The sequence below is a fragment of the Vibrio sp. Vf1514 genome (assembly GCF_052076135.1).
Taxonomy (GTDB): domain Bacteria; phylum Pseudomonadota; class Gammaproteobacteria; order Enterobacterales; family Vibrionaceae; genus Vibrio; species Vibrio furnissii.
This window is the reverse complement of record NZ_CP197267.1, coordinates 2,686,546-2,712,308: the sequence shown is the minus strand read 5'-3', so window position 1 is coordinate 2,712,308 and position 25,763 is coordinate 2,686,546. Positions and strand designations below refer to the sequence as shown.

At 51.3% G+C, this 25,763-nt stretch carries 20 protein-coding genes; 14 read left to right on the top strand and 6 right to left on the bottom strand.

What is annotated here, in order from left to right:
* Positions 1-26: 26 nt before the first annotated feature.
* The 4 genes from relA (at position 27) to eno (ending at position 6,399) form a co-directional block, all read left to right on the top strand.
* Positions 27-2,252, top strand: a complete 2,226-nt coding sequence (gene relA / locus ACS18Q_RS12505) for a GTP diphosphokinase (protein WP_014204441.1) — start codon at positions 27-29, stop codon at positions 2,250-2,252.
* A gap of 122 nt (positions 2,253-2,374) precedes the next feature.
* Positions 2,375-3,175 (top strand): nucleoside triphosphate pyrophosphohydrolase, encoded by an 801-nt coding sequence (gene mazG / locus ACS18Q_RS12500; RefSeq protein ID WP_004729131.1) that lies wholly within the window; start codon positions 2,375-2,377, stop codon positions 3,173-3,175.
* 205 nt (positions 3,176-3,380) lie between these two features.
* Positions 3,381-5,018, top strand: a complete 1,638-nt coding sequence (locus ACS18Q_RS12495) for a CTP synthase (RefSeq protein ID WP_055466507.1) — start codon at positions 3,381-3,383, stop codon at positions 5,016-5,018.
* A 79-nt stretch (positions 5,019-5,097) separates the two neighbouring features.
* Positions 5,098-6,399 carry a phosphopyruvate hydratase gene (gene eno / locus ACS18Q_RS12490; RefSeq protein ID WP_004729126.1) on the top strand — a complete coding sequence of 434 codons (1,302 nt, stop codon included), beginning with the start codon at positions 5,098-5,100 and terminating at the stop codon, positions 6,397-6,399.
* A gap of 117 nt (positions 6,400-6,516) precedes the next feature.
* Here eno and ACS18Q_RS12485 read toward each other — a convergent pair whose 3' ends face one another.
* Positions 6,517-7,731, bottom strand: coding sequence for a multifunctional CCA addition/repair protein (locus ACS18Q_RS12485; protein ID WP_172561658.1), 1,215 nt, complete (start codon positions 7,729-7,731; stop codon positions 6,517-6,519).
* Between the two features lie 89 nt (positions 7,732-7,820).
* On the opposite strand from ACS18Q_RS12485, the gene ACS18Q_RS12480 reads away from it, so the two are divergent.
* Both ACS18Q_RS12480 and ACS18Q_RS12475 read left to right on the top strand, forming a co-directional pair.
* The gene (locus ACS18Q_RS12480) at positions 7,821-9,413 is read left to right on the top strand and encodes an AAA family ATPase (RefSeq protein WP_441257130.1); all 1,593 of its coding nucleotides are present in this window, start codon (positions 7,821-7,823) and stop codon (positions 9,411-9,413) included.
* Entirely contained in the window at positions 9,413-10,309 is an 897-nt protein-coding gene (locus ACS18Q_RS12475; RefSeq protein ID WP_441257129.1) for a general secretion pathway protein GspB, read from the top strand. The genes ACS18Q_RS12480 and ACS18Q_RS12475 overlap by 1 nt, the downstream gene beginning before the upstream one ends.
* 40 nt (positions 10,310-10,349) lie before the next feature.
* Here ACS18Q_RS12475 and ACS18Q_RS12470 read toward each other — a convergent pair whose 3' ends face one another.
* The 3 genes from ACS18Q_RS12470 to ACS18Q_RS12460 form a co-directional block, all read right to left on the bottom strand.
* Positions 10,350-10,958, bottom strand: a complete 609-nt coding sequence (locus ACS18Q_RS12470; RefSeq protein ID WP_038152710.1) for a TIGR04211 family SH3 domain-containing protein — start codon at positions 10,956-10,958, stop codon at positions 10,350-10,352.
* Between the two features lie 167 nt (positions 10,959-11,125).
* Positions 11,126-12,385 (bottom strand): inorganic phosphate transporter, encoded by a 1,260-nt coding sequence (locus ACS18Q_RS12465; RefSeq protein ID WP_004729118.1) that lies wholly within the window; start codon positions 12,383-12,385, stop codon positions 11,126-11,128.
* A gap of 152 nt (positions 12,386-12,537) precedes the next feature.
* The gene (locus tag ACS18Q_RS12460; protein ID WP_038152709.1) at positions 12,538-13,218 is read right to left on the bottom strand and encodes a TIGR00153 family protein; all 681 of its coding nucleotides are present in this window, start codon (positions 13,216-13,218) and stop codon (positions 12,538-12,540) included.
* Positions 13,219-13,423: 205 nt separating this feature from the next.
* Between ACS18Q_RS12460 and ACS18Q_RS12455 the strand changes: the two genes are divergently transcribed.
* Entirely contained in the window at positions 13,424-14,941 is a 1,518-nt protein-coding gene (locus tag ACS18Q_RS12455) for a CYTH and CHAD domain-containing protein (RefSeq protein WP_055466510.1), read from the top strand.
* Between the two features lie 27 nt (positions 14,942-14,968).
* Here the strand turns inward: ACS18Q_RS12455 and ACS18Q_RS12450 are convergent, their stop codons facing one another.
* Positions 14,969-15,754: a potassium channel family protein gene (locus ACS18Q_RS12450; protein ID WP_441257128.1), complete on the bottom strand. Its 786-nt coding sequence runs from the start codon at positions 15,752-15,754 to the stop codon at positions 14,969-14,971.
* A gap of 93 nt (positions 15,755-15,847) precedes the next feature.
* On the opposite strand from ACS18Q_RS12450, the gene ACS18Q_RS12445 reads away from it, so the two are divergent.
* From ACS18Q_RS12445 to hldE, 3 genes are all read left to right on the top strand, one after another.
* Complete coding sequence (locus ACS18Q_RS12445; protein WP_014204449.1) at positions 15,848-17,104, top strand: methyl-accepting chemotaxis protein; 1,257 nt, start codon at positions 15,848-15,850, stop codon at positions 17,102-17,104.
* 101 nt (positions 17,105-17,205) lie between these two features.
* Positions 17,206-20,052 (top strand): bifunctional [glutamate--ammonia ligase]-adenylyl-L-tyrosine phosphorylase/[glutamate--ammonia-ligase] adenylyltransferase, encoded by a 2,847-nt coding sequence (gene glnE, locus ACS18Q_RS12440; protein WP_441257127.1) that lies wholly within the window; start codon positions 17,206-17,208, stop codon positions 20,050-20,052.
* A 62-nt stretch (positions 20,053-20,114) separates the two neighbouring features.
* Positions 20,115-21,545 (top strand): bifunctional D-glycero-beta-D-manno-heptose-7-phosphate kinase/D-glycero-beta-D-manno-heptose 1-phosphate adenylyltransferase HldE, encoded by a 1,431-nt coding sequence (hldE, locus tag ACS18Q_RS12435; RefSeq protein WP_004729107.1) that lies wholly within the window; start codon positions 20,115-20,117, stop codon positions 21,543-21,545.
* Between the two features lie 99 nt (positions 21,546-21,644).
* On the opposite strand, the gene tolC is transcribed toward hldE, so the two are convergent.
* Positions 21,645-22,964, bottom strand: coding sequence for an outer membrane channel protein TolC (gene tolC, locus ACS18Q_RS12430; protein WP_004729105.1), 1,320 nt, complete (start codon positions 22,962-22,964; stop codon positions 21,645-21,647).
* A gap of 234 nt (positions 22,965-23,198) precedes the next feature.
* Between tolC and nudF the strand changes: the two genes are divergently transcribed.
* The 4 genes from nudF to yqiA are packed head-to-tail and all read left to right on the top strand — an operon-like array spanning position 23,199 to position 25,693.
* On the top strand, positions 23,199-23,828 hold the full coding sequence (nudF, locus tag ACS18Q_RS12425; RefSeq protein ID WP_038152695.1) for an ADP-ribose diphosphatase: 630 nt from the start codon (positions 23,199-23,201) through the stop codon (positions 23,826-23,828).
* Entirely contained in the window at positions 23,816-24,265 is a 450-nt protein-coding gene (locus ACS18Q_RS12420) for a DUF1249 family protein (RefSeq protein ID WP_038152693.1), read from the top strand. Before nudF ends, ACS18Q_RS12420 begins: the two co-directional genes overlap by 13 nt.
* Positions 24,266-24,282: 17 nt before the next feature.
* A complete protein-coding gene (gene cpdA / locus ACS18Q_RS12415; protein WP_441257126.1) occupies positions 24,283-25,104 on the top strand; it encodes a 3',5'-cyclic-AMP phosphodiesterase in 822 nt (273 codons plus the stop codon).
* Between the two features lies 1 nt (position 25,105).
* Positions 25,106-25,693, top strand: a complete 588-nt coding sequence (gene yqiA / locus ACS18Q_RS12410; RefSeq protein WP_004729098.1) for an esterase YqiA — start codon at positions 25,106-25,108, stop codon at positions 25,691-25,693.
* Positions 25,694-25,763 lie beyond the last annotated feature (70 nt).

The following is a 25,763-nucleotide window of genomic DNA, read 5'->3' as shown; positions in this document are numbered from 1 at the left end:
CAAAATATAAGAATTAGGATAATCCCATGGTTGCGGTACGTAGCGCACACTTAAACCCAGACGAACAGTTTGAGCTAGAAAAATGGATTTCTAGTCTGCACCAGGAGCCAAAAACCTCCGCGAAGCTGACCGAGGTGTATCGCCAGTGCGAGCATCTGCTGGAAGGCAACCCTCAGGGGCCACTTTTGTTGTGGCGCGGTCGCGAGATGATCGAAATTCTGATCACGCTCTCGATGGATCGCCCCACATTGGTGGCGGCGGTGCTGTTTCCAATTGCGACCAGCGGCTTACTGGATCGTGAAGAGCTGGAAGAACATTACGGCAAAGAGATCATTAAGCTGATCAACGGCGTGGAAGAGATGGCCGCCATCGGCCAGTTGAATGTCACGGTCCAAGGCAGCGAAGCCTCGGCGCAGGTCGATAACGTGCGCCGCATGTTGCTCGCGATGGTGGATGATTTTCGCTGCGTGGTCATCAAGCTGGCTGAACGCATCTGTAACCTGCGTGAAGTGAAAGATCAGCCAGATGACGTTCGCCGCGCGGCCGCGAAAGAGTGTGCCAACATCTACGCGCCGCTGGCAAACCGCTTGGGCATTGGTCAGCTCAAATGGGAAATCGAAGATTACGCTTTCCGCTATCAGCAGCCGGATACCTACAAACAAATCGCCAAGCAACTCTCTGAGCGCCGCATTGTGCGCGAGCAGTACATTCGTGATTTCGTCAACGATCTGCGTAACGAGATGAGCGTCTCCAGCATTAACGCGGAAGTGAGCGGCCGTCCGAAACACATCTACAGCATCTGGCGCAAGATGCAGAAGAAAAACCTCGCGTTTGACGAACTGTTCGACGTGCGCGCGGTACGCATCATCGCCGACAAACTGCAAGATTGTTACGCGGCGCTGGGCGTGGTGCACACCAAATATCGTCACTTGCCAAGTGAGTTTGACGACTACGTGGCCAATCCGAAACCCAACGGCTATCAGTCGATCCATACGGTGATTTTGGGGCCGGAAGGCAAGACCATCGAGATTCAGATCCGCACCAAGCAGATGCACGAAGAGTCGGAGCTGGGGGTGGCGGCGCACTGGAAATACAAAGAAGGCGCCAGCAGTGGCCGTAGTGGCTACGACGAGAAAATTACGTGGTTGCGTAAACTGCTCGATTGGCAAGAAGAGATGTCCGATTCTGGCGAAATGCTGGATGAACTGCGCAGTCAGGTGTTTGATGATCGCGTGTATGCCTTTACGCCGCGCGGTGATGTGGTCGATCTACCGATGGGCGCGACGCCACTGGATTTCGCTTACCACATTCACTCTGAAGTGGGCCATCGTTGTATCGGGGCCAAAGTGGGCGGTCGTATCGTGCCATTCACCCACAAACTGCGCATGGGCGATCAGGTGGAAATTATCACCGCCAAAGAACCCAACCCATCGCGTGACTGGTTGAACCCGTCGCTGGGCTTTGTGCATTCCGGCCGTGCGCGTGCCAAGATCAACGCGTGGTTCCGCAAACAGAGCCGCGAGAAAAACCTCGAAGCGGGTCGTGAGATTCTGGAAGCGGAACTGGTGAAAATCGGTGCCACGCTCAAAGACGCTGAAGCCTACGCGCTGAAACGATTTAACGTGAACACCGCCGACGAACTGTATGTCGGTGTGGGTAGCGGTGATCTGCGTATCAACCAAATCGTCAACCACATCAATGCGTTGGTGAACAAACCAACGGCCGAAGAAGAAGACAAGCTGGTGCTTGAAAAACTTCAGGTTGGTGAAAACAGAGCCGCTGGCGCGCCGCATCGCACACACAAAGACGCGGTGGTGGTGGAAGGGGTTGATAACCTCATGACCCACTTAGCGCGCTGCTGTCAGCCGATTCCGGGCGATGAAATCAAAGGCTACATCACACAGGGGCGTGGCATTTCCGTGCACCGCAGCGACTGTGAACAGCTGGAAGAGCTGAGCCATCATGCGCCGGAACGCATCATCGATACCGTATGGGGGCGAGGGTTTGTGGGCACTTACCACATCACGCTGCGCATCGAAGCGATGGAGCGGGTGGGGCTGCTAAAAGACATCACCACCTTGCTCAGTAACGAGAAAGTGAAAGTCACCACCATGAAGAGCCGCAGCGATTACAAGCGTCAAATCATCATCATGGACTTTGAGCTGGAAGTGAACAGCGTCGAAGTGTTTGAGCGTGTCTCGAAACGCATCGAACAGATCAAAGATGTGATGCTGGTGAAACGTCTTGGCTAAAGTGCTGGTGGCCTAAAGCGCCCATCAGCGAAGCAGCCAATCACAATCAATTGAAGGCGAGTGGATAATCTGCTCGCCTTTTTCATATTTAGACCGGGTTTTAGAAAAAGGACATCTGTCGTATGCCTCATCCAATCGAACACCTTGAACACATCATGGCCAGCCTGCGCGATCCACAAACCGGCTGTCCGTGGGATCAACAGCAAACCTTCGACACCATTGTGCCGCACACCATTGAAGAGACGTTTGAGGTGGTGGATGCCATTCACAATCAAGATTGGCCGAATTTGCAGGAAGAGTTGGGGGATTTGCTGTTTCAGGTGATTTTCTACAGCCAACTGGCCAAAGAGCAGGGACTGTTTGAGTTTCGTGATGTGGTGGATTCGGTCAATGAGAAGCTCACTCGCCGTCATCCGCACGTGTTTGGCGACGCAAGCTTTGCCGACGAAGCGGCGCTCAATGCCAACTGGGAAGCGGAAAAAGCCAAAGAAAAAGCCAAGGCAGGCAAAAGCGAACAAAGTATTCTAGACTCTATACCACACTCATTACCGGCGTTATCCAAGGCCAATAAAATCCAGAAAAAGTGCGCGAAATACGGCTTTGACTGGAAAACGCTTGGGCCGGTGGTGGATAAAGTTCACGAAGAGATCGATGAAGTGATGGCCGAAGTGCTACAGGTCGATGTGGATGAACAGAAAGTGGAAGAAGAGCTGGGTGATCTGCTGTTTGCGACCGTCAATTTAGTGCGCCATTTGGGCAAGGATCCGGAAGTGGCGCTGATGAAGGCCAATCACAAGTTTGTGCGTCGTTTTCAAGGGGTGGAAGCCCAGGTTCATGCGCAAGGTAAACATCTGCAACACTTTTCTTTGCCAGAGCTCGATGCGATGTGGGAGACCGTCAAACGCCAAGAAAAGGCGCAGTAGCGGCGTTTGCAGGGTGTTGCGTTGTCCTTCCGCAGGAAGTGAAATAAAAACGAATGGAAATCCCTGAACTTCACTTTGATTTGAAGCAAAAAATAAAAAACTGAGTGTGATAGATTTCACGTTGTGGCGATAAATGGGTTCTGGTATAGTTTCGTCCCGTCCAGAAGAAATCCATTTCCCTCATTCAACCAATTTCAGGTTAAACATGACGACAAATTATATTTTTGTTACTGGCGGGGTTGTATCCTCTCTAGGTAAAGGTATTGCAGCAGCATCTCTTGCAGCGATTTTAGAAGCTCGTGGTCTTAAAGTGACCATGATGAAGCTTGACCCTTACATCAACGTTGACCCAGGCACAATGAGCCCAACTCAACACGGTGAAGTGTTCGTTACGGAAGATGGCGCGGAAACTGACCTAGACCTTGGTCACTACGAGCGTTTCATTCGTACCAAAATGACCAAGCGCAACAACTTCACTGCAGGTCGTGTTTACGCTGACGTTCTACGTAAAGAACGCCGTGGCGACTACCTGGGTGCAACCATTCAGGTTATCCCTCATATTACAAACGCGATCAAAGATCGTGTCATTGCTGGCTCTGAAGGCCACGATATCGCCATCGTTGAAGTTGGCGGTACGGTCGGTGACATCGAGTCACTGCCATTCATGGAAGCAATTCGTCAGCTTGCGATCGAAGTGGGCCGCGAAAACGCGATGTTCATGCACCTGACGCTGGTTCCTTACCTCGCTGCAGCAGGCGAAGTGAAAACGAAGCCAACACAGCACTCGGTGAAAGAACTACTGTCTATCGGTATTCAGCCTGATATCTTGGTTTGCCGTAGCGATCGCATGATCCCTGCCAACGAACGTAAGAAAATCGCACTGTTCTGTAACGTGGCTGAAAAAGCTGTGATCTCCATGAAAGACGTGGATTCGATCTACAAGATTCCTCAACTGATCCGTTCTCAAGGTCTAGATGATCTGGTGTGTACTCGTTTTGGTATCAGCGCGCCAGAAGCGGACCTGTCTGAATGGGAACAGGTGATCTACGAAGAAGCGAACCCAACCGGTGAAGTCACGATTGGTATGGTCGGTAAGTACATCGAACTGCCGGATGCGTACAAATCGGTGAACGAAGCGTTGAAACACGCAGGCCTGAAAAACCGCCTGAGCGTGACCATTAAATACATCGATTCTCAAGATGTTGAGACCAAAGGTGCTGATATCCTTGAGGGTCTTGATGCGATTTTAGTACCAGGTGGCTTTGGCGATCGTGGTATCGAAGGGAAGATTCGTGCAGCGCAATACGCACGTGAAAACAACATTCCTTACCTGGGTATCTGTTTAGGTATGCAGGTCGCACTGATCGAATACGCGCGCAACGTCGCGGGTATGGAAGGTGCACATTCAACAGAATTTAACAAAGACACCAAATACCCTGTGGTAGGCTTGATCACCGAATGGGTCGACGAGCAAGGTAACGTTGAAGAACGTACTGAAGCGTCAGATCTGGGTGGTACCATGCGTTTGGGTTCACAGCTGTGTCACCTTGCGAAAGGTTCAAAAGCTTACGAACTGTACGGCAGCGCTACGATTCACGAGCGTCACCGTCACCGTTACGAAGTGAACAACAACCTGCGTCCACAAATTGAAAAAGCAGGTCTGAAAGTGTCTGGTTTGTCTGCTGATAAGAAACTGGTAGAAGTGATTGAGAACCCGGCTCACCCTTGGTTTGTCGCGGCTCAATTCCACCCAGAATTCACATCAACGCCTCGCGATGGTCACCCATTGTTTGCAGGCTTTGTGAAAGCTGCAGGTCAGTTCCAGCGCGGCGAATTGAAGTAAAAAAGGATATGGGTAGCGGCTTGCGTTGTGCGGCTACCCGTTTAGTTTTGACATTTAAATTCAATGAGAGGAAACATTAATGTCTAAGATCGTTAAAGTTCTAGGTCGTGAAATCATCGACTCACGTGGTAACCCAACTGTTGAAGCTGAAGTTCACCTAGAAGGCGGTTTCGTAGGTATGGCTGCTGCACCATCAGGTGCATCAACTGGTTCTCGTGAAGCTCTTGAGCTGCGTGATGGCGACAAATCTCGTTTCCTAGGTAAAGGCGTACTGAAAGCGATCGCTGCAGTAAACGGTCCTATCGCTGAAGCGCTAGTGGGCAAAGATGCGAAAGACCAAGCAACTGTTGACCAAATCATGATCGACCTAGATGGCACTGAAAACAAATCTAACTTCGGTGCAAACGCAATCCTAGCTGTATCTCTAGCAAACGCGAAAGCAGCAGCAGCGTCTAAAGGCATGCCTCTGTACGAGCACATCGCTGAACTGAACGGCACTGCAGGTCAATTCTCTATGCCTCTACCAATGATGAACATCATCAACGGTGGTGAGCACGCAGACAACAACGTTGATATCCAAGAATTCATGATTCAACCAGTTGGCGCGAAAACTCTGAAAGAAGCGGTACGTATCGGTTCTGAAGTATTCCACAACCTAGCTAAAGTTCTGAAAGCAAAAGGTTACAACACTGCAGTTGGTGACGAAGGTGGTTTCGCTCCTAACCTGAAATCTAACGCAGAAGCACTAGAAGTTATCGCAGAAGCAGTTGCAGCAGCTGGCTACGTTCTGGGTAAAGACGTGACTCTAGCGATGGACTGTGCAGCATCTGAGTTCTTCGACAAAGACGCTGGCATCTACAACATGAAAGGCGAAGGCAAAACCTTCACTTCTGAAGAGTTCAACCACTACCTAGCAGAGCTAGTTGAGAAGTTCCCAATCGTTTCTATCGAAGACGGTCTGGACGAGTCTGACTGGGATGGTTTCGCACACCAAACTCAACTGCTGGGCAACAAGATCCAACTTGTTGGTGACGACCTGTTCGTAACTAACACTAAGATCCTTGCTGAAGGTATCGAGAAAGGCATCGCTAACTCTATCCTGATCAAATTCAACCAAATCGGTTCTCTGACTGAGACTCTAGCTGCAATCAAGATGGCTAAAGATGCAGGTTACACTGCAGTAATCTCTCACCGTTCAGGCGAAACTGAAGATGCAACTATCGCTGACCTAGCGGTAGGTACTGCAGCAGGCCAAATCAAAACTGGTTCTATGAGCCGTTCTGACCGCGTTGCTAAGTACAACCAACTGATCCGTATCGAAGAAGCACTGGGCGAACGTGCACCTTTCAACGGTCTGAAAGAAGTGAAAGGCCAAGCTTAATTCAAAGCTTAGCGTTGACGCTTAAAAAAGCCCCGCATTGCGGGGCTTTTTGCGTTTAAGTCACTGGGTTTAGCGCGGTGTCGTTTCGAGCTTGGGCTCGGCGTCAAACCTCTGCGTTTAGCCTTCATTTTGAATGGCATGGACTCGGCGCTTATCCAGCTCGTCACGAATCTGTTTGCCACCAAAGCCTGCGGCGATCACCTGCTGCACATCCACGTTGAGCGCGGCGCGATACGCGCGCAGAAAGATATCCCGTTGTGGATAGGGGGTCTGTTCTAGCCCCAAACGTCCCCGATGGTCCGCTTCGCAGCACAGCAGTACTTCATCGAGTCGCTGCGGTTTACGCCAGACATCCAGTTGATTGAGCACTTTGAGTTTGGTTGCCGGTTTAAGTTCGGCTGCGCGATGAACATTGGAATGTTGCGCGCACACCGCCAAGGCTAAGTCACGAAACTCATTGGGCACTTTGACGCGCGCACACAGCGCTTCGATGATCTTCAATCCGGTATGACAATGCAGTTTGTGGCTCGGCCATTCGCTGGCTGGCGTCACGCCTTTGCCGAGGTCGTGCACCTGCGCGGCAAAGCGCACCGTGAGCGATTCCGACAGCAGCGCTGCTTGTTCGGCCACCATCAGCGTGTGCACGCCGGTATCGATTTCCGGATGCCATTTTTCAGGCTGAGGCACACCAAACAAACGGTCGAGTTCTGGCAGTACGATCTGCAATGCACCGCAGTCACGCAGGACTTGCAGAAAAATATGCGGGCTTTGCGTCGACAGCGATTTGTGCCACTCCTGCCAGACGCGCTCGGGTGTTAGGTGCGCTAGTTCACCCGAAGCGCTGATGCGCTGCATTAAGGCCAGGGTTTCATCGGCAACGGAAAACCCCAGGTGCGCGAGTTTGGCGGCAAAACGGGCCACCCGCAGCACTCGCAATGGATCTTCGACAAACGCTTCCGAGACATGACGCAGCACGCGATCATGCAGATCGCGCTGGCCACCATAGGGGTCGATCAGCGTGCCGTCTTGATCTTGCGCCATGGCGTTGATGGTAAGATCGCGGCGCTGTAGATCGGCTTCTAACGTCACATCGGGCGCAAAATGGCAGGCGAAACCGGTATAACCCGCTCCCGTTTTACGTTCCGTGCGCGCTAGGGCGTGCTCTTCACGGGTTTTCGGATGCAGAAACACCGGAAAGTCTTTGCCGACGGCCTGAAAGCCAGCTTGTAGCATGGCGTCTGGGCTACTGCCCACCACGACCCAATCTTTGTCATATACTGGAAGCTGAAGCAATTGGTCGCGAACTGCGCCGCCCACGAGATAAATTTGCACCACGGAACCTCAATAATTACGTTTATGGCGTTGGATAATCATAGTCACAATGATACTTTGCGCCTAATGACATTCAAAGAGACGAGCGCATGTATCCAGAATTTTTCGGCCTGATAGAACATCCGTTCTCGATTGTGCCCAATTCTCGGTATTTATATTTAAGTCAACGACATAAAGAAGCGATGGCTCACCTTCAAGCCGGACTGGGCGATGGTGGTGGCTTTGCCATGTTGACCGGTGAAGTGGGCACAGGCAAAACCACGGTCGCCAAAGCCATCTTAGCGGGCTTGCCCGCCCAGACTCGCGCAGGGTTTATTCTCAATCCCACTTTTTCTGAGCGCGAGCTGCTCGAAGCGATTTGCGATGAGTTTGCGATCAAATACCCAGCGCAGGCGACGCTCAAACAACTCAGCCAAGTGCTGTATCAGTTTCTGCTCAATGAATACGCCAACGGCATTCAAGTGTTGCTGGTGATTGATGAAGCGCAGCACCTGGCGCCCGATGTGCTGGAGCAACTGCGCTTGCTCACCAATTTAGAAACTGAAAGCCGCAAGCTGTTGAAAGTACTTTTGATTGGCCAGCCTGAACTGCAATACAAATTGCAATTGCCCCAGTTGCGTCAGTTGGCGCAGCGCATCACCGGGCGTTACCATTTGCTGCCGCTCGATATCAGTGAAACCGCACACTACATTCGTTTTCGCCTACAACAGGCTGGTGGGGACGGCCATTTGTTCTCTGCGCGCAGCGCCAAATGGATTGCGCAGCAAACTTATGGGATTCCGCGTTTGATCAATCTGGTGTGCGATGCCGCATTGAAAAGCGCGTATCAGGCCGGAGAACGCACTCTCAGTTTGGAGCGGGTACAGCAAGCGTGTACGCAAATCATGAGTTTCCAGTCGACGGTGTATCAGCATCAGGGGCAGGCAAGGGCGCGACGTTTTCCGCTTGTCGGCGTGATGTCTGCGCTCCTTGGGATTGGTTTTGCGGCAGCAATCGCTTATGGGATGCCGCCATACCTTAACCAGATGATTCAACAGCAGTGGCCATTGCCAGCGCCCGTACAAGCGTCTGAGCAGACGGTTTTCCCCAAAACGGTCGAAGATGCGTTGAAAGGTGCCACCGACCGTGAGCAGGCGATGAGAGCCTTGTACGCTGTTTGGGGATATGACGCGTCCGTGATCGAAAGTTTTTGCCAGCGTTCGGCGTCATCGTCATTAGAGTGCGAGCAGAACATGGGGGATTGGCAACGCTTAGCGGCATTGAATCTGCCCGTGGTATTGACGCTCAACTGGCAGGGGCTGCGCACCTACACCGTGCTTTACCGCATGCAGGGCGAAGACGTTGAACTGTTGATCCAAGGGCAGCGCGTGCGTATTGGCCGCGAGTGGATCGAGCCGTTATGGCAGGGCGAGTATCGCGTGGTCTGGCAACCGTCGTTCTATCAGACATTGCGCTCGGGCATGCGCGGCGAGGTCATCACGCTGCTAGACGCTAAGTTGTCTCGTTTACTGGGCGAACCTGAGCGCCACGTCACCGAGTATGACCAAGAGGTGAAACGCAAAGTGGAAATTTTTCAGCGTTGGCAGCATATGCAAGTCGATGGGATTGCCGGACGCCAGACGTTGCGTCAGTTGGATTTGCTCACGCAGCAACACGGCCCACGCCTGATGGAGGTGCAGTAATGTCTCAGGTGATGAAAGCGCTGCAGCGCTCTGAGCTCAGCCATCAACAATACACCGGATATGCCATGGGTATGGCGCCGATGGAGCAAGCGAGCGCACCACTGCGAGGATTTCGTTGGTATCACGCCTTGTGGCTTACACTGCCAGGCTTGGCCACGGTTGCTGTGCTCGGTTACCAAGGAATTGAACGCCAGCAACTTGCGATTGCGCAGCAGGCCGCCACCCCGCCAGCGGTGATTGATGTGGCGGCGCCATATCAGCAATTGGCGTATCCCGACTTTGGCCCGCTCATTCGCACCCATGTTGAGGTGCCCAGATTTGATGAGGAATCCAAGTTTGGTGAGGCATCCGAGTTTGATGACGTGGCGAATGTTGCGCTAAATCAGACTGAATCGAACAAGGCGCAACCTGAACGCGCCGAAGGAAATACCAACACTGCAGCCCAAGAGCGTCAGCCGATTCAATCCACGGCGACAGTCGTGACAGCCAAGTCGGCGCCGAGTTCGAACGCACAGGTCGAGCAGCAGAGCCAGATGGCGCTGAGTGAATTGGATCTCAGTCAGCTGTCGCCTGAAATGGCCGCCAGAGTGGAATCGATTCTTAAAGCCAATCATGAAGCAGACCACAGCGCACCAGAGGTATCGACAGCGCAAGCGCTTCCCTTGGTGCAACACAGCGATGAGTTGACGGGGAGATTACCAGCGATGAACTTTCAAACTCACGTGTACGCCAGCAATGCGGTGAAGCGGTGGATCAAAGTCAACGGCGTCGAGTATCACGAAGGAGATAAGATGGGGGATGAGGTGCAGTTAGTGGCAATCAAACCGCAAAGCACCATTGTGCGGTTTAGAAATCAGCAGATAGAAATTCCAGCGCTTTACGATTGGCGCGGATAAAAAAACGGTCACTGCGAAGTGACCGTTTTTTACATCAGGCTTATGCCCAACCCGCCGGGTTGCGTTTACGACGAGGGATAATGTGTGGCAGAACCAAGCCAAATAGCAGGCCGCCCCCTGCAACACCACCACCGTACATGAAGTATTTCAGCAGCAGGTCTTCTTTTTGCGTGTCTAGCTTGGCGCGCAGCTCACGCACTTCGCTTTGTGAGGCGGTCAGCTGTTTGCTGATGTCGCTGTAGTTCTTTTCTAGCTCAGCAATCTGTTTGTTACGCACTTCCAGAGAGTCAACCAGACCGGCCTTTTCGCTATCGGCATTTTGACGAGCATTCGCCAGCTTGCTCTTCACGTCAGTCAGTTCTTTTTCCAGTTGCGGCAGGCGCACCGCCATGCTCACATCGCGTGTTACGAAACGGCTCTCTACCCAACCGGTGCGGCCACGTTCGTCGACGATCTGAGTGTAATCTGTCTCTTTGTTTGTGTTGATGAGTTTCACTTTCTCACCCGCATCAATACTGCCAATAATGCGATATTGGTTACTCGGGCCTGAGTGCATGTAAGTAAACAATTTGTCCGCAATATAGCGGTCTTGTGCAAACGTTGGTGCAGCCAACATGGAGAATAGCACCATGCAGATCAGTTTTTTCACGGTAAATCCCTTGTTATGACGAGTTTGGCATGAAAAGCCATTGTGTTTGATTGCCAAATAGTAAGAACTTTCCACATGCGGTGCAACAAAGAAGGGAGGCAAAGCCTCCCTTTCTGTGCGTTTGAGTCAATAATGACAAAGCGCTTACATACGACTGACGTGGCGGTTTATGCGAAAACAGCCTGAATTGCGTAGAAGAAGACCACAGCCAGCAATGCACCAGCAGGCAGTGTCACAATCCATGACGCCACGATATTACGCACGACGCCCAGGTTCAATGCCGCGATACCACGTGCAAAACCGACACCCAGAACCGCACCAACCAGTGTTTGTGTGGTTGAGATAGGCAGGCCAGTTCCTGAAGCGAGTACAACGGTTGAAGCAGTCGCCAGCTGAGCGGCAAAGCCACGGCTTGGTGTCAGCTCGGTGATACCGGTACCGATGGTTGCCATCACTTTGTGACCCAGTGTAGCGAGACCCACCACGATGCCCAGACCACCCATTGGTAGAATCCACCATGCGATAGAACTTTTCGCAGTCACTTCACCCAGATGGCTTACAGTCGATACAACCGCAGATAGGGGACCAATCGCGTTGGCAACGTCGTTTGAACCATGCGCAAATGCCATTGCACACGCGGTGATCACCATCAGAATACTAAAGATGCTTTCGACGCCACTGTAGCTGCGGTCTTCATCGCGGTTCGCGAATTTTTTCTGAATGTACAGGTAGCCACCCACCATCACGATGGTAGAAATGATCGCAGCGCACACCCAAGCTTCAGAGCTAGAGAGGTGCAGACCCACGTGTTTAAGACCTTTCTTGATGGTTACCAGTGCAATCACCATGGTGGTGATGAACATGTACACAGGGACGAAGCGTTTCGCGTTGAATAGCGGGTCTTCGGTATCAAAAATCAGGCGTTGTGCGCTGACGAAGATGATGTAAGCAAAGATACCAGAGATTACCGGTGTCACAATCCAACTGCCCACGATGCCTTGAACTGAACCCCAGTCCACCGCTTCTGTACCCACAGAAACACAAGCAAAACCGATGATGGCACCAATGATGGAGTGCGTGGTTGACACGGGCCAGCCCATGTAAGATGCGAGAAGAAGCCAAGTACCTGCAGCCAGCAGTGCTGACATCATGCCGTAGACTAGAACGTCGGGTTGGCTCGCAAAAAGAGATGTTTCGATAACACCGTTACGGATGGTTTCGGTAACTTCGCCGCCCGCCAGATAGGCGCCCGCAAATTCAAAGATCATCGCGATGATGATCGCTTGTTTCACGGTCAGTGCTTTAGAACCAACGGAGGTGCCCATTGCATTGGCCACGTCGTTCGCGCCAATACCAATTGCCATGAGAAAACCGAAGATCGCAGCAACAATAATCAGGATAGTACCGTAGTTCGTAAGGATATCCATCGTAATACCTAGTTGTTTATAACAAGCGGAGCGTATTCGAATCGTGCTTTTTTTGACACGAGAAAAGCCCATCAGCGAGGAAAATATTCAACGCCTAATCCGTGGTCTTTTCGAAAAATAGTGCTCTTAGTTATTTGGTTAACTTTAATGATTTAAGAACGAGACAGCATGACTTCCAGACGAGCACCAACGCGCTGTGCCTGGTCGGCAATACCACCTACCCACTCAAAAATTTTGTATAAGAACATCACATCGATTGGGTTCATGGTAGATTCAATCGCCATCAGTTGTTGGCGCAGGCGAATCTGCATGGCATCGGTGTCATCTTCAATCACATCCAGTTGATGGATCATCTCAGCCACAAGTGTTACTTCACGGCCTTTAAATCCAGTTTCCAATAACTCATCGAGCTCATTGATGACTTTCTGTGCTTGGTTTGCTGCATCGAGACAACGTTTAATATAAGCAAGGAAGTTTTCTTGAAGAGGCTCAGGAATAACGAGTTGACGACCGTAAACACGGCCAGCGATGTCTTTCGCAAGGTTGGCAAGTTTATCTTGTTGAGTCAGAAGTTCGAGCATGTCGGTACGATCAACTGGCAAAAACAAACCGCGAGGAAGTTTTAGACGAATTTCACGCTTTAACACATCAGCTTCTTTCTCAAGATGAGAAATTTGTGCGCGAATTTCTGCTGCTTTTTCCCAATCACCTTTGGCACAAACTTCAAAGAAGTTGATGAGGTGAGAGCAACATTCATTGACACACACAACGTGTCGTTGCAAAGGCTTAATAGGGGACTTTGCAAATAACCCCATGATTGTATTTACTGGCATGGTCATTCAACCTAATTGCTATAACCTAAAAAGAACATAAACCATTCTATGGTGAAATGTTGAGCGTTGGCTATAAAGGCGCGCATGTTAACCCATTCAATGGCGCATTTAAACTGTTTTAGATCATCAAACTGCCGATATTTCTTTCTTGCCCCGGTGTCTATTAGGCAATATCCTGTCGCTATCTGCTTCGAAAGGTATGGCTATGGAAACCGAGATAGAACTGAAGTTTTTTGTTTCTCCTGAATTTTCAGAAGTTTTACTGAAAAAAATTTCTGAAACCAAAGTACTTCAGCATAGTTGTCGTGAGTTAGGAAATACCTACTTTGATTCTCCCGACAACTGGTTACGCCAACATGACATCGGACTTCGTATCCGCCGTTTTGATGACGTGTTTGTTCAAACCGTGAAAACGGCGGGGCGCGTGGTCGCAGGCTTGCACCAAAGACCGGAGTACAACGCAGAACATCATTGTAATGAACCGGATTTGTCGCTGCACCCTGCAGACATTTGGCCGGCGGAGCGTGATGTGGCGACCCTGCAATCGGAATTGGTTGCACTATTCTCGACGAACTTTAACCGTGAGCAATGGTTGATTGGCATGCCGGATGGTAGCCAAATCGAAGTGGCTTTCGACCAAGGTGTGGTGGTCGCTGGTGACCGAGAAGCGCCGATTTGTGAAGTGGAACTGGAGCTGAAATCCGGTCAGACCGATGCGCTATTTACGCTCGCGCGCCAATTGTGTGAACAGGGCGGCATGCGTTTAGGCAACATGAGTAAAGCGGCGCGCGGGTATCGCTTGGCGGCGGACTATCAAGGGGATGAAGTGGCACCGTTGGCCCTGGTGAATACGCAGAGCCAAGATACGGTGGAATCGTGCTTTATTAACTCGCTGGAGCATGCACTGTCGCATTGGCATCACCATGAGCAAATTTACACCGAACGTGATTCGATTCCAGCTTTGCATGAAATCAGTCATGCCATCAGTTTTATTCGTCAGGTGTTGGCCGTGTACGGCGGCGTGGTGCCGCGTCGCGCCAGTGCCATTCTACGCCAAGAGCTGAAATGGCTTGAAGGCGAACTGACGTGGCTTAAGCAATACGATTACCTGAATGAATTGCTTGAAGACAAAGGGTACGCGCTGCGTAAACTGGATGCACGTAAATTCCTGATCAGCGAACTGAAGCAACTGCAAGATGCTTTGCCGCAGCGTGAAGAGATGCTGAAACTGCTCAACTCGGCTCGCTATACCGGATTACTGCTGGATCTCAGTCGCTGGATTTTAACGCGTGGCTGGCAGCCGTTCTTGGATGACAAAGCGCGCGAGAAAATGGCGCTCAACATTCATCATTTTGCGGTGAAACAACTGAGCCGCGCGTGGGCCGAGTTGCAAGAGGTCTTCCCGCCGGATCGCCAGTTGACTTGTCAGGAATACATCGACCAGCAGTATCGTTTGATGCGCAGCCTATATACCGGCATCAGCTTTGCCAGCCTGTTCGACCCAGAAGAGCGCCAAGCGTTTCGTCTGCCATTAGCGGACTTGCTGCACGGCATTGATGACTTACTGACGCTCAAACCCGTGGAAGCCATGGTGGAGCGTTTGGAAGGCGACGAGCAAGAGCAGCTCAAACGTTGGTTGATCCGTCAGGAGAACTCCATCCTGCACGCGATGGAACAGACGCGGATTATCAGTCTGGAAACCTCGCCTTACTGGCGTGAATAATCACTCACACTCGATTGAAAGGGATGCTTAGGCATCCCTTTTGTTTACCCGCGCTTGACGGTCCCGATCGACGCGTTCTTCCAACTCTTTCAATCGCAAAATGATCTCGTGTTGCTGGGTCACCATTTGCTTGATCAAGCGTTCCTGATTTTCCGAGCGCGCCGTTTGGCTGTGATCCGGTGAAGAGAGGAACGAGGCGATCAAACCGGAAATCATACCGAACATCCCCACACCGCACACGATCATCACCGACGCGACAATTTTTCCGGCCAAGGTCACCGGATAATGATCGCCATACCCCACGGTCGAGATCGTCACCAGCGCCCACCACAAGGCTTCCCCTCCATCAGTGATGTTGGCGTTGGGATCTTGGGTTTCAAAGAACAGCATCATGCTCGATCCCAGCGTCAGCAACACCACCAACAGCAGTAGAATGGTCGCCAAAGTGGTTTCTCGGCGGTTGGCCAACAATTGGCGCAGCACCATGCGCCCGGATCGGATCACCAAGATCACGCGCAGAATGTGAAAGATGCGGGCAAAACGCAACGGCTCGATCGCCGGAATGCTGGCCAAAATGTCGATCCAATGGCGTTTCAGAAATTTCACGCGATCTGTGGCGCGGATCAAATCTATGCTGAGTTGCAGGATAAAAATGCTACAGATGACAAAATCAAGGCCGATAAGAACCTGTCGCGTTTCATGTTCAACCGGCACAAACAACAAGCCTGAGATCACAAATAGCGCCATGAATGACAGGATCAGCGACAATAAGCTCATTGGCCGGGTTTCATCTTTGATATCATCGTTTTTCATACGAAGCTCGAAATAAATAAGTTTGCCGCTTGCCTGAAAGTGGCAATCAATCATGAATGTTTTCAATATAAAAGACTTAATGGAGAACTGACAATGGCGAGGATGGTTTTTAAACCGTGGGAGCGTGTGATCACGGACATTCGGCTGGTTCCAAAAATGATCCTGTTGATGGTCTTCAGTACCGCGTTGATCATTGGCAAACAGTTGTCAGATGCCAGCACATTCTATGACTCGCTCTTGGCGGCGACACAAAGCGTTGAGGTGGCACAAAAGCATTACGATGCGTATCTGATGCAGGTGGTGTGGCAAACTGGGTTGATGATTGTGGTGTTTGTGGTGCTGCTGCTGTTTGCCGCGCGCATTATGCTGCGTCAGACGCAATACCTCAGTGATGCGATCAATCAAATGGCAAGCCGCGACCTGTCTGAGCCGATCGGCATGGCATGTAAAGACGAGTACGGCGACGTGGCGCGCGAATTGGAAAAGACCCGTTTGCAACTGCAAGAGCTGATCAAAACGCAAGTCAACGCCTCGCAAGAGCTGACAGCGTTGACCGAAGTCATGACCATGAGCATGTCGGAAACCAAAGAATCGGCGCAAGAAGAATTCCAAGAGATTGACCAACTGGCGACGGCGATGAGCGAAATGTCGTCTACCGTTCAAACGGTGGCCGAGCATGCACAAAATGCCTCCTCGCTCACAGAAAATGCGTCGCACCAAGCCAGCACAGGCCAGCGTTTTGTGAAACAGACCATCGGTAAGATGAGTGAGCTGTCGAAAGACATTTCCGCATCGGCAGGTGCGGTGAATCAGGTTGAAGAGCGCGTGGTGGCGATCGGCAGCGTGGTCGGCACCATTCAAGGCATCTCTGAACAAACCAACTTATTGGCTCTGAATGCCGCGATTGAAGCAGCGCGCGCGGGCGAAGCGGGTCGCGGTTTTGCGGTGGTGGCCGATGAAGTGCGTAACCTTGCGCAGCGCACGCAACACGCGACGGTGGAAATTCAAGACATGATTTCTCATCTGCAAGCGAGCGCCAACTCCGCGGTCGATCTGATGGAAAAAAGCGTGGTGGAAGCCGCCGATGGCGTGGAACTGGTGACCAATGCCGGCCGCGAATTGGATGGTATCGTCCAACAAGTGCAGCAAATTAACGACATGAATTTCCAAATCGCGACGGCGGCCAGCCAACAAACCAGCGTCGCGGAAGAGATGAACCAGAATCTGACCAATGTGCGTGAGCTGGTGGAAGCATCGGTCACGGTGGTCAGTGAATTGCTGGAAACCTCCGAAATCATGCAAAGCAATGCGGAAGAGTTGGATCGTAAAATTACCGTGTTTAAAGTCTGATTGTTCCACACGATGAAAGAACGCCCACAATTGATTTGTGGGCGTTTTTTATTGGTTCAAGTCTGTTATAACTACACTATTCGTAGAGACAAGGATGCATCATGTCATTGCCGCCAAAACTTGAGGCTCATGCCGACCATCAGTATCAACTGCTTCTTGAGCAACAGCCGGTGATTGCCGACTGGGACCGCGACTATCAACAGCAACTCAAAACCGTGCTCGGCTTTAGCCAATTTGTCAGCGACGTCTTGCAGCGTGACGCAGGGTTGTGTCGTGAACTACCAGCGATGCTGGCGAGCACGCAGCGCAGTGAGCATTATCGTCAACATCTCAATGTCCTCCTCAGCGAGTGCCAGGATGAAACGCAAGGCCAGCGCGTGTTGCGTCAGTTTCGCAACCGCGAAATGGTGTGCATCGCGTGGCGTGATTTTCTCGCCAGCTGGACTTTGGATGAGAGCCTCGAGCACCTGTCGCAACTGGCGGAAGCGCTGATTTTTGAAACCTATCAATGGCAGTATCACATCTGTTGCCAAGAGTGGGGCACGCCGTGCAACGCCGAAGGGCAAGCACAACCCATGTTGATCATTGGGATGGGCAAGCTCGGTGGCGGGGAATTGAACTTTTCTTCTGATATCGACCTGATCTTCACCTATCCCGAAAATGGCGAAACGCAGGGCACACGCCGTTCTATCGCCAACGCGCAATTCTTTACCCGTTTGGGCCAGCGCATCATCAAGATGTTGGATCAACACACCTTTGATGGCTTCTGCTATCGCGTCGACATGCGTTTGCGTCCGTTTGGCGAAAGTGAACCATTGGTGATGAGCTATGCGGCGCTGGAGGATTACTATCAAGAACAAGGGCGCGACTGGGAACGTTACGCGATGATCAAAGGGCGCGTGATGGGGCGGGAAATGTACTCGCAGTATCAAGAGCTGCGCCAGATGCTGCGTCCGTTTGTGTTTCGCCGTTACATCGACTTTAGTGCGATTCAATCGTTGCGCCGCATGAAATCGATGATCAGCAGCGAAGTACGTCGCCGCGGCTTGAGTAACAACATCAAGCTCGGCGCAGGTGGTATTCGTGAAATTGAATTTATCGCGCAAGTGTTCCAGTTGATTCGGGGCGGCCGTGAGCCTGCGCTGCGTCAGCGTGGTCTCTTGGAAACGCTGCAGGCGATTGGCGATCTGGCTCTGCTTACTGAGCAAGAAGTCGCGGCGCTCACCGAGGCCTATCGCTTCCTGCGCCGATTGGAAAACCTGCTGCAAGCCTTGGCAGATAAGCAAACGCAGACGTTACCAGACAAAGCGGACGATCAACTGCGTTTGGCGGTGGCGATGAATTTTGTCTCTTGGCAGGCGCTGTTGGATGACGTGCAGGCACACATGGGACGCGTTCATGCGGTGTTTGCCAATCTCATCGGCGATGAAGGGGATGAGGAAGACGATGCGATTGCGGCGCACTTTCATGAGCTGTGGGACATGGCGCACAAGCGCGACGTGATTGAACACGTGATTGAACATGATTTGTCACGTGCGCAAAGCGAGGTGATGGCGACCACCGTCATTCAGTTTAAAGAGGATTTGGCCAAGCGCACCATTGGCCCGCGAGGGCGAGACGTGCTCAATCGTCTGATGCCCAAAGTGTATCAAGCCATCTTTGCCCATCCGGATGCCGAATTTGGTCTCTCGCGCGTGTTATCGCTGCTGCACAGCATTGCCACACGCACCACGTACTTGGAACTGCTGGACGAACATCCTGCGGCGCTGACGCAACTGGTACGTTTGTGTACTGCCAGTCCGATGATTTCCGAGCAACTGGCGCGCTACCCGATTTTGCTTGATGAGCTGATCGACCCGCATCATTTGTACAATCCAATTGCGTTGGATGGGTACAAAACCGAGCTGCGCGATTTTCTGGCCCGTATTCCGGAAGATGACATGGAACAGCAGATGGAAGGGCTGCGTCAGTTCAAACAGATTTGTATTTTGAAAATTGCCGCCGCCGACATTGCGGGCGTACTCCCGGTAATGAAAGTGAGCGATCACTTAACCTATCTCGCCGAAGCGATTGTGGAAGCAGTAATCCATCAGGCGTGGCTGCAAGTCAGTGCCAAATACGGTGAGCCCACCCACCTTCACGACCGCGCTGGGAAAGGCTTTGCGGTGGTCGGCTATGGCAAAGTGGGCGGTTGGGAACTGGGTTATAACTCGGATCTCGACATCGTGTTTATTCACGACTGCCCGGTCGATGCCAATACCGATGGCGTGAAAGAGATCGACGGCCGTCAGTTTTACTTGCGCTTGGCGCAGCGCGTGATCCATATTTTCTCCACTCGCACCGCATCTGGCATTTTGTATGACGTGGACACTCGCTTGCGTCCGTCCGGCGCATCCGGTTTATTGGTTAGCCCGATTGATGCGTTTGAAGCGTATCAACGTGAAGATGCATGGACTTGGGAACATCAAGCGCTGGTGCGGGCGCGTGTCATTTACGGCGATGAACCGCTACAACAGGCGTTTCTTGCCACGCGTCACGCCATTTTGTCGTTGCCGCGTGATGAGGACCAGCTCAAGAAAGAGGTGGTCGAGATGCGCCAGAAAATGCGCGAACACCTCGGGGGCAAAAAAGCCGGCCGCTTCATGCTCAAGCAAGATGTGGGCGGCATTACCGACATTGAATTTTTGGCGCAGTACCTGGTGCTACGCTACAGTCATGACAAACCTAAGCTGACGCGTTGGTCAGATAACGTGAGAATTTTTGAATCATTGCTCACGCAAGGTGTCATGGAAGAAGACCAGGCGATGGCGCTGACGAATGCTTACACCAGCATGCGAAACCAGATCCATCACCGCAACCTACTCAATCAGGACGCGGACGTCAGTGAGACGAAATTCGTGACGGAGCGTGAGCAGGTGAAACGCGTTTGGCAACAGTGGTTGGGCTGATGCTTTAGCCACAAAAAGGGCTGTGATACACTCCGCCCAGTCATAAATATTGGAGATCCATAATGAAACCAATCCTACCTGACTACAGCAATGCTGGGGTTTTGATTATTGGCGATGTGATGCTTGACCGTTATTGGTATGGACCAACGGGTCGCATCTCGCCAGAAGCTCCGGTGCCTGTGGTAAAAGTAGAGCAGAACGAAGAGCGTCCGGGCGGTGCAGCGAACGTTGCGATGAACATTGCCTCTCTCGGCGGTCAGGCGCATATCATTGGTTTAACTGGGATGGATGAACCGGCTCAGGTTTTGTCAGACAAGCTCACGTCGTTAAATGTGACGTGCGATTTTGTCGCTCTGCCTGATTACCCAACCATCACGAAGCTGCGCGTCTTAAGCCGTGGCCAGCAACTGATTCGTCTCGATTTTGAAGACAAATTTGAAAACACCGATCCACAACTCATTCTGTCACGCATGGCACAGGCATTGCCACAGGTGAAAGCGGTGATTCTGTCCGATTACGCCAAAGGCGCATTGGAACACGTGCAACAGTTCATTCAAACCGCGCGTGCGGCGGGTGTACCGGTGTTTATCGATCCGAAAGGTGCTGATTTTGAACGCTACCGCGGTGCGACCTTACTGACGCCAAACATGTCTGAGTTTGAACAGGTCGTGGGCAAAGTTAAGACCAATGAAGAGTTGGTGGCCAAAGGTGAGGCGCTAATCGAACAGTTTGATCTGGAAGCCCTGTTGGTGACTCGCAGCGAAAACGGCATGACCTTGCTGCGTCGTGGCATGGATCCGTTCCATCTGCCAACACAAGCCAAAGAAGTGTACGACGTGACCGGCGCAGGCGATACCGTGATCTCAGTGCTAGCTGCATCGGTTTCAGCGGGCAAAGCGTTGGATGAAGCGTGCGCTTTGGCCAATGCTGCTGCAGGTGTCGTGGTCGGTAAACTGGGGACTTCAACCGTGTCAACCATCGAACTGGCAGAAGCGATTCATGGCAGTAAAGATACCGATTTTGGCGTGATTGATGAAGCGTCACTGATTGAAGCGGTGAAAAAAGCGCAAGCACGCGGTGAGAAAGTGGTGATGACCAACGGGTGTTTCGACATTCTGCATGCAGGCCATGTTTCTTACCTCAATCATGCAGCTGAGCTGGGCGATCGTCTGATTGTCGCAGTCAATACGGATGAGTCGGTGAAGCGTCTGAAAGGCCCCGGTCGTCCGGTGAACCCAACGGAGCGTCGCATGGCGGTATTGGCCGGTTTGGGCGCGGTGGATTGGGTGGTGCCTTTTGCTGAAGATACGCCACAACGTTTGATCGCTGAGGTTTTACCGGATTTGCTGGTGAAAGGCGGCGATTACAAACCGGAAGAGATTGCGGGTGGCAAAGAAGTGATTGCAGCAGGCGGTAAGGTGCAAGTGCTGAACTTTGAAGACGGCTGCTCAACCACAGAAATTATCGAAGCAATCAAAGGTGGCCGTGGTTAATCCCAACGCTGCATGATGCATCGACAATAAAAAAGGGCTCACGAGGTGAGCCCTTTTTACGAGAACTGACCGCCACACAGTGTGTGACGAACAGGCACTTTATTTCTTCATGGCTTTCAGGCCAGCGTTGACATCCACGATGTCTTGCTCGCTGAGTGTGCCCACTGCTTGACGCAGTTGCAGCACGCTGATGATGTAGTTGTAACGTGCATCAGACAGGTTTTTCTTCACGCTGTACAGTGTACGCGTTGCGTCAAGAACGTCAACGATGGTACGAGTACCCACATCAAAACCTGCTTCAGTGGCATCCAACGCAGACTGCGCAGAAATCACCGATTGCTCATACGCACGCACTGAACCGATCGACGCGTTGATGTTGTTGTTGTACGCACGTACATTTTTCACCACGCTGCGGTATGCCGCTTCCAGATCTTGGCTGGCTGCGACGTACGCGTATTCCGCTTGTTTGGTTTGAGACGACACATTACCACCGCTGTAGAGTGGAATCGTCAGGTTCAGACCAATGTTGAAGTCGTTATTTTCGTGGTAAGTGTTGTAGCTGCTGTAGTTGTCGTTGTATTCACGACCGTAGTTGTAGCCACCATCCAGTGTTAGTGAAGGTAAGTGACCCGAGCTTGCCAGCGAGATGTTGTCTTTCGCAACATCTTGCGAGATGCGTGCAGACAACAGAGACAAGTTTTTCTCTTGTGCTTTCTCAATCAGCGCTTCCATGGAATCGGCGGTGCGGCTGGTGGAGAAACGGTTGGTGTCGAGCACACTCAGGTTGGTGTGTTCTTGACCGGTGATTTCACGCAATGACTCGTAGCTGTTGATCAGGGCGTTTTCGGCCAGCACTTCATCAGCCAGCACGGTATCGTATTGTGCTTGTGCATCATGAACGTCAGTGATGGCAGACAAGCCCACTTCAAAACGTTGTTTGGTTTGCTCGAGTTGGCGGCCAACGGCGGCTTTTTCCGCACGAACAAATTCCAAGTTATCTTGCGCGCTCAACACGTCAAAGTAGGCTTGCGCCACACGCAACATCAGGCTTTGCTGAGTGTTGGCGTATTGGGCGTCAGCTTGACGGGCTTGTTTCTCAGACGTATCCAGAGAAACCCAGCTTGAACGGTCATACAATTCTTGCGAGAAGTTGATGCCTGCGCTCAGTTTGTCGCTATCGCGAAGATCAACATCACTACGGTTAATGTTGTAACCCGCAGTCAAATTGATTTGTGGCAAAAGAGAGCTGCGGCTTGAGTTGATCGCTTCAAACGCTGCATCACGTTGTGCCGCTGCACTCAGCAGTTGAGGATCGTTTTGTTTTGCTTGATCGTAAATTTGTGCAAGGTCATCTGCAGATGCTTGAGCACTTAGGCTGCCTAGTGTTGCACTAATTAGTAGTGGAAGCAGTTTTTTCATTAGTCCTATTCCTGCCTGAATATGAAAGGAGTTACGCTTTCGAGAGTGTAACTCAAATTGATGGTATTTCACTCGAAACTTTGCACTTTTTTACACTTAGCTGTCCATTTGTGCAATAAAAATCGCATATTAACTTAAATATAAATGTAACTTTTGTATAAAAAGTTGAGCAAGGTCCTTGGAAGTAACAAAAATTCATGAGTAAACTATAAGATTCACTGAGAGAGGTTTCTAATGCAGCAGTCTGAACGGTCGCCAGGAGCATTTACTCCGAATGATGTTGAAATTGTCTCGACCGAGACATTGTTTCAAGGATTTTTCCGAATGGTGAAGTATCGGTTTAAGCATCGATTATTTCAAGGCGGGTGGAGTCAGACAATTGAACGAGAAATGTTTGAGCGCGGTCATGCCGCCGCAGTCTTGCCTTATGATCCCATTCGAGATCAGGTGGTGATGATCGAACAAATTCGAGTGGGCGCATTAGAACATGAACATCCTTGGCAGCTGGAAATTGTCGCCGGCATCATCGATCGCGATGAAACGGCAGAACAAGTCGTTCGCCGTGAAGCGGAAGAAGAAGCTGGGATCTCGGTCAAACGAACCGAGAAAATAACCGCCTATTATCCTTCTTCCGGGGGATGTTCTGAAAAACTCGATGTCTACGTAGGAGAAGTGGATGCTTCCCTCGCTCATGGCGTCCATGGTTTGGATGATGAAGGGGAAGATATTCAAGTTCACGTCATGTCTCGGCAGGACGCGTATCAATGCGTGAAAGATGGACGAATCGAGAATGGTGCCTCGATAATCGCACTCCAATGGTTGGAGCTAAACCACGAGAATTTACGATCACAATGGCAGCAATGACAGCATTAAAAAAAACGTATCATGTTGATTTACCTGAACTGATGCGGACTTATGAAACCAACTACGCCAAGTTGAACGCTTTGTTGCCCGCGCAACCGAGTGTCGGTGACGTGCGTTGTTATCAAGCTGCACATTTAACGTATCAGCTACAAGTGCTGGAAGTCACAAAGTACACAACTTTGGTGGAGATTTGTCAAAGTGATGATATTTCGATATTTCCATTACCAACCATGTCTGTCAGGCTATATCACGATGCGCGTGTTGCAGAAGTACTGACCACTGATCAGCTTAACCGGGTATTGGCACGTTACGATTACCCGAATGAGAAAATGGTGCAAAAGGACGAGAAGGCACAAATCAATCGTTTTCTGGGAGACTGGCTGACATTTTGCCTGAAAAGAGGCATTAGCCGCGCCCCCATTCACATCAATCAATAGCATTAGGTTTATAGATTTTGAACGTGTCGTCCAGTTTAGAGAATTCCGACAGCATCAAATTAGTGCAAATCACGGACACGCATCTGTTCGCGCCCGATGATGGGAGCCTGCTGAGCGTCAACACCGCAGACAGCTTTCTCGCAGTGGTCGAAGCGATTTCGGCGCAACGATTGGAATTTGATGCCATTTTGGCGACCGGCGATATTTCGCAGGATCACACGGCGGAGTCCTATCACCGTTTTGCCCAAGGCATTCAACCGTTAGAGAAAACGTGTTTCTGGTTGCCCGGTAACCACGATTACAAACCCAATATGGGCAGTGTGCTGCCGTCTGAGCAGATTCATGCGCTTGACCACGTCCTGTTGGGCGATCATTGGCAAATGATTTTGCTGGATTCGCAAGTTGTGGGCGTTCCCCACGGCCGATTGAGCGATCAGCAATTGGCTCTGCTGGAAGCGCAATTGTCGGCACATCCGACGCGTTATACTTTGGTGCTGTTGCATCATCATCCGTTGCTGGTGGGTAGTGCTTGGCTTGACCAACACACGCTCAAAGACAGCGAGGCATTCTGGACCATCGTTGAACGCCATCAGAACGTCAAAGCGGTATTGTGTGGGCACGTGCATCAGGATATGGATCGCATGCATCACGGTGTGCGCGTTATGGCGACGCCTTCCACCTGCGTGCAATTCAAACCCAATTCGGATGACTTTGCGCTCGACAAATGTTCGCCCGGTTGGCGTGAGTTAGCGTTGCATGCCGATGGCCGAGTGACCACACAGGTCAAACGCTTAGCCAAAGGTCAGTTTCAACCCGATTTCACCTCCAGCGGATATTAATATGTCGAATCTCCCATCGCTACTGCTCTACATTCACGGTTTCAACAGTTCACCTCTGTCGCACAAAGCGCAAGTGATGCAGCAGTACTGCGCGGCGAACCGCCCGGATATCAAGGTCGTTGTGCCCAAGTTGCCTTCGTTTCCGAAACAAGCGGCGGCATATCTGGTCGATGTGGTGAACCAGTACAAAGATGATTATCAGATTGGCTTGGTTGGCAGTTCGCTCGGTGGGTATTTGTCGACGTGGCTCAATCACCAATTTGGGTTTCGCGCCGTGCTGGTGAATCCGGCCGTGAAACCGTACGAATTATTAGCCAATTTTTTGGGTGAACAACAAAACCCTTACACGCAGGAACGTTATGTTCTGGCGGCTGAGCATATTGATGAATTAAAAGCGTTGGATACCCCGACGTTGCGTGCACCACAAGACTTCTGGTTGCTGCAACAAACCGGCGACGAAGTGCTGGATTATCGCCAAGCGGTAGACAAGTATCGTCATGCCCGTCAAACGATAGAAGAGGGCGGCGATCACAGTTTTGTCGATTTTGAACGGTATCCGGCACAAATCATTCATTTCTTAAATCTCTGACCTTTTCATTGAGGGAAGAGTCATAATTTTGCTCGTTACTTACTGATGTCGCTTGACATCAGCGAGCCTC

What these genes read in the sequence shown, in the direction of transcription:
- ACS18Q_RS12495 (WP_055466507.1), top strand. Translation starts at nt 3,381, where the DNA reads ATGACGACAAATTATATTTTTGTTACTGGCGGGGTTGTATCCTCTCTA.
- yqiA (WP_004729098.1), top strand. Translation starts at nt 25,106, where the DNA reads ATGTCGAATCTCCCATCGCTACTGCTCTACATTCACGGTTTCAACAGT.
- tolC (WP_004729105.1), bottom strand. Translation starts at nt 22,964, where the DNA reads ATGAAAAAACTGCTTCCACTACTAATTAGTGCAACACTAGGCAGCCTA.
- hldE (WP_004729107.1), top strand. Translation starts at nt 20,115, where the DNA reads ATGAAACCAATCCTACCTGACTACAGCAATGCTGGGGTTTTGATTATT.
- ACS18Q_RS12480 (WP_441257130.1), top strand. Translation starts at nt 7,821, where the DNA reads ATGTATCCAGAATTTTTCGGCCTGATAGAACATCCGTTCTCGATTGTG.
- eno (WP_004729126.1), top strand. Translation starts at nt 5,098, where the DNA reads ATGTCTAAGATCGTTAAAGTTCTAGGTCGTGAAATCATCGACTCACGT.
- ACS18Q_RS12455 (WP_055466510.1), top strand. Translation starts at nt 13,424, where the DNA reads ATGGAAACCGAGATAGAACTGAAGTTTTTTGTTTCTCCTGAATTTTCA.
- ACS18Q_RS12465 (WP_004729118.1), bottom strand. Translation starts at nt 12,385, where the DNA reads ATGGATATCCTTACGAACTACGGTACTATCCTGATTATTGTTGCTGCG.
- ACS18Q_RS12460 (WP_038152709.1), bottom strand. Translation starts at nt 13,218, where the DNA reads ATGCCAGTAAATACAATCATGGGGTTATTTGCAAAGTCCCCTATTAAG.
- ACS18Q_RS12450 (WP_441257128.1), bottom strand. Translation starts at nt 15,754, where the DNA reads ATGAAAAACGATGATATCAAAGATGAAACCCGGCCAATGAGCTTATTG.
- ACS18Q_RS12420 (WP_038152693.1), top strand. Translation starts at nt 23,816, where the DNA reads ATGGCAGCAATGACAGCATTAAAAAAAACGTATCATGTTGATTTACCT.
- relA (WP_014204441.1), top strand. Translation starts at nt 27, where the DNA reads ATGGTTGCGGTACGTAGCGCACACTTAAACCCAGACGAACAGTTTGAG.
- ACS18Q_RS12475 (WP_441257129.1), top strand. Translation starts at nt 9,413, where the DNA reads ATGTCTCAGGTGATGAAAGCGCTGCAGCGCTCTGAGCTCAGCCATCAA.
- glnE (WP_441257127.1), top strand. Translation starts at nt 17,206, where the DNA reads ATGTCATTGCCGCCAAAACTTGAGGCTCATGCCGACCATCAGTATCAA.
- ACS18Q_RS12445 (WP_014204449.1), top strand. Translation starts at nt 15,848, where the DNA reads ATGGCGAGGATGGTTTTTAAACCGTGGGAGCGTGTGATCACGGACATT.
- nudF (WP_038152695.1), top strand. Translation starts at nt 23,199, where the DNA reads ATGCAGCAGTCTGAACGGTCGCCAGGAGCATTTACTCCGAATGATGTT.
- mazG (WP_004729131.1), top strand. Translation starts at nt 2,375, where the DNA reads ATGCCTCATCCAATCGAACACCTTGAACACATCATGGCCAGCCTGCGC.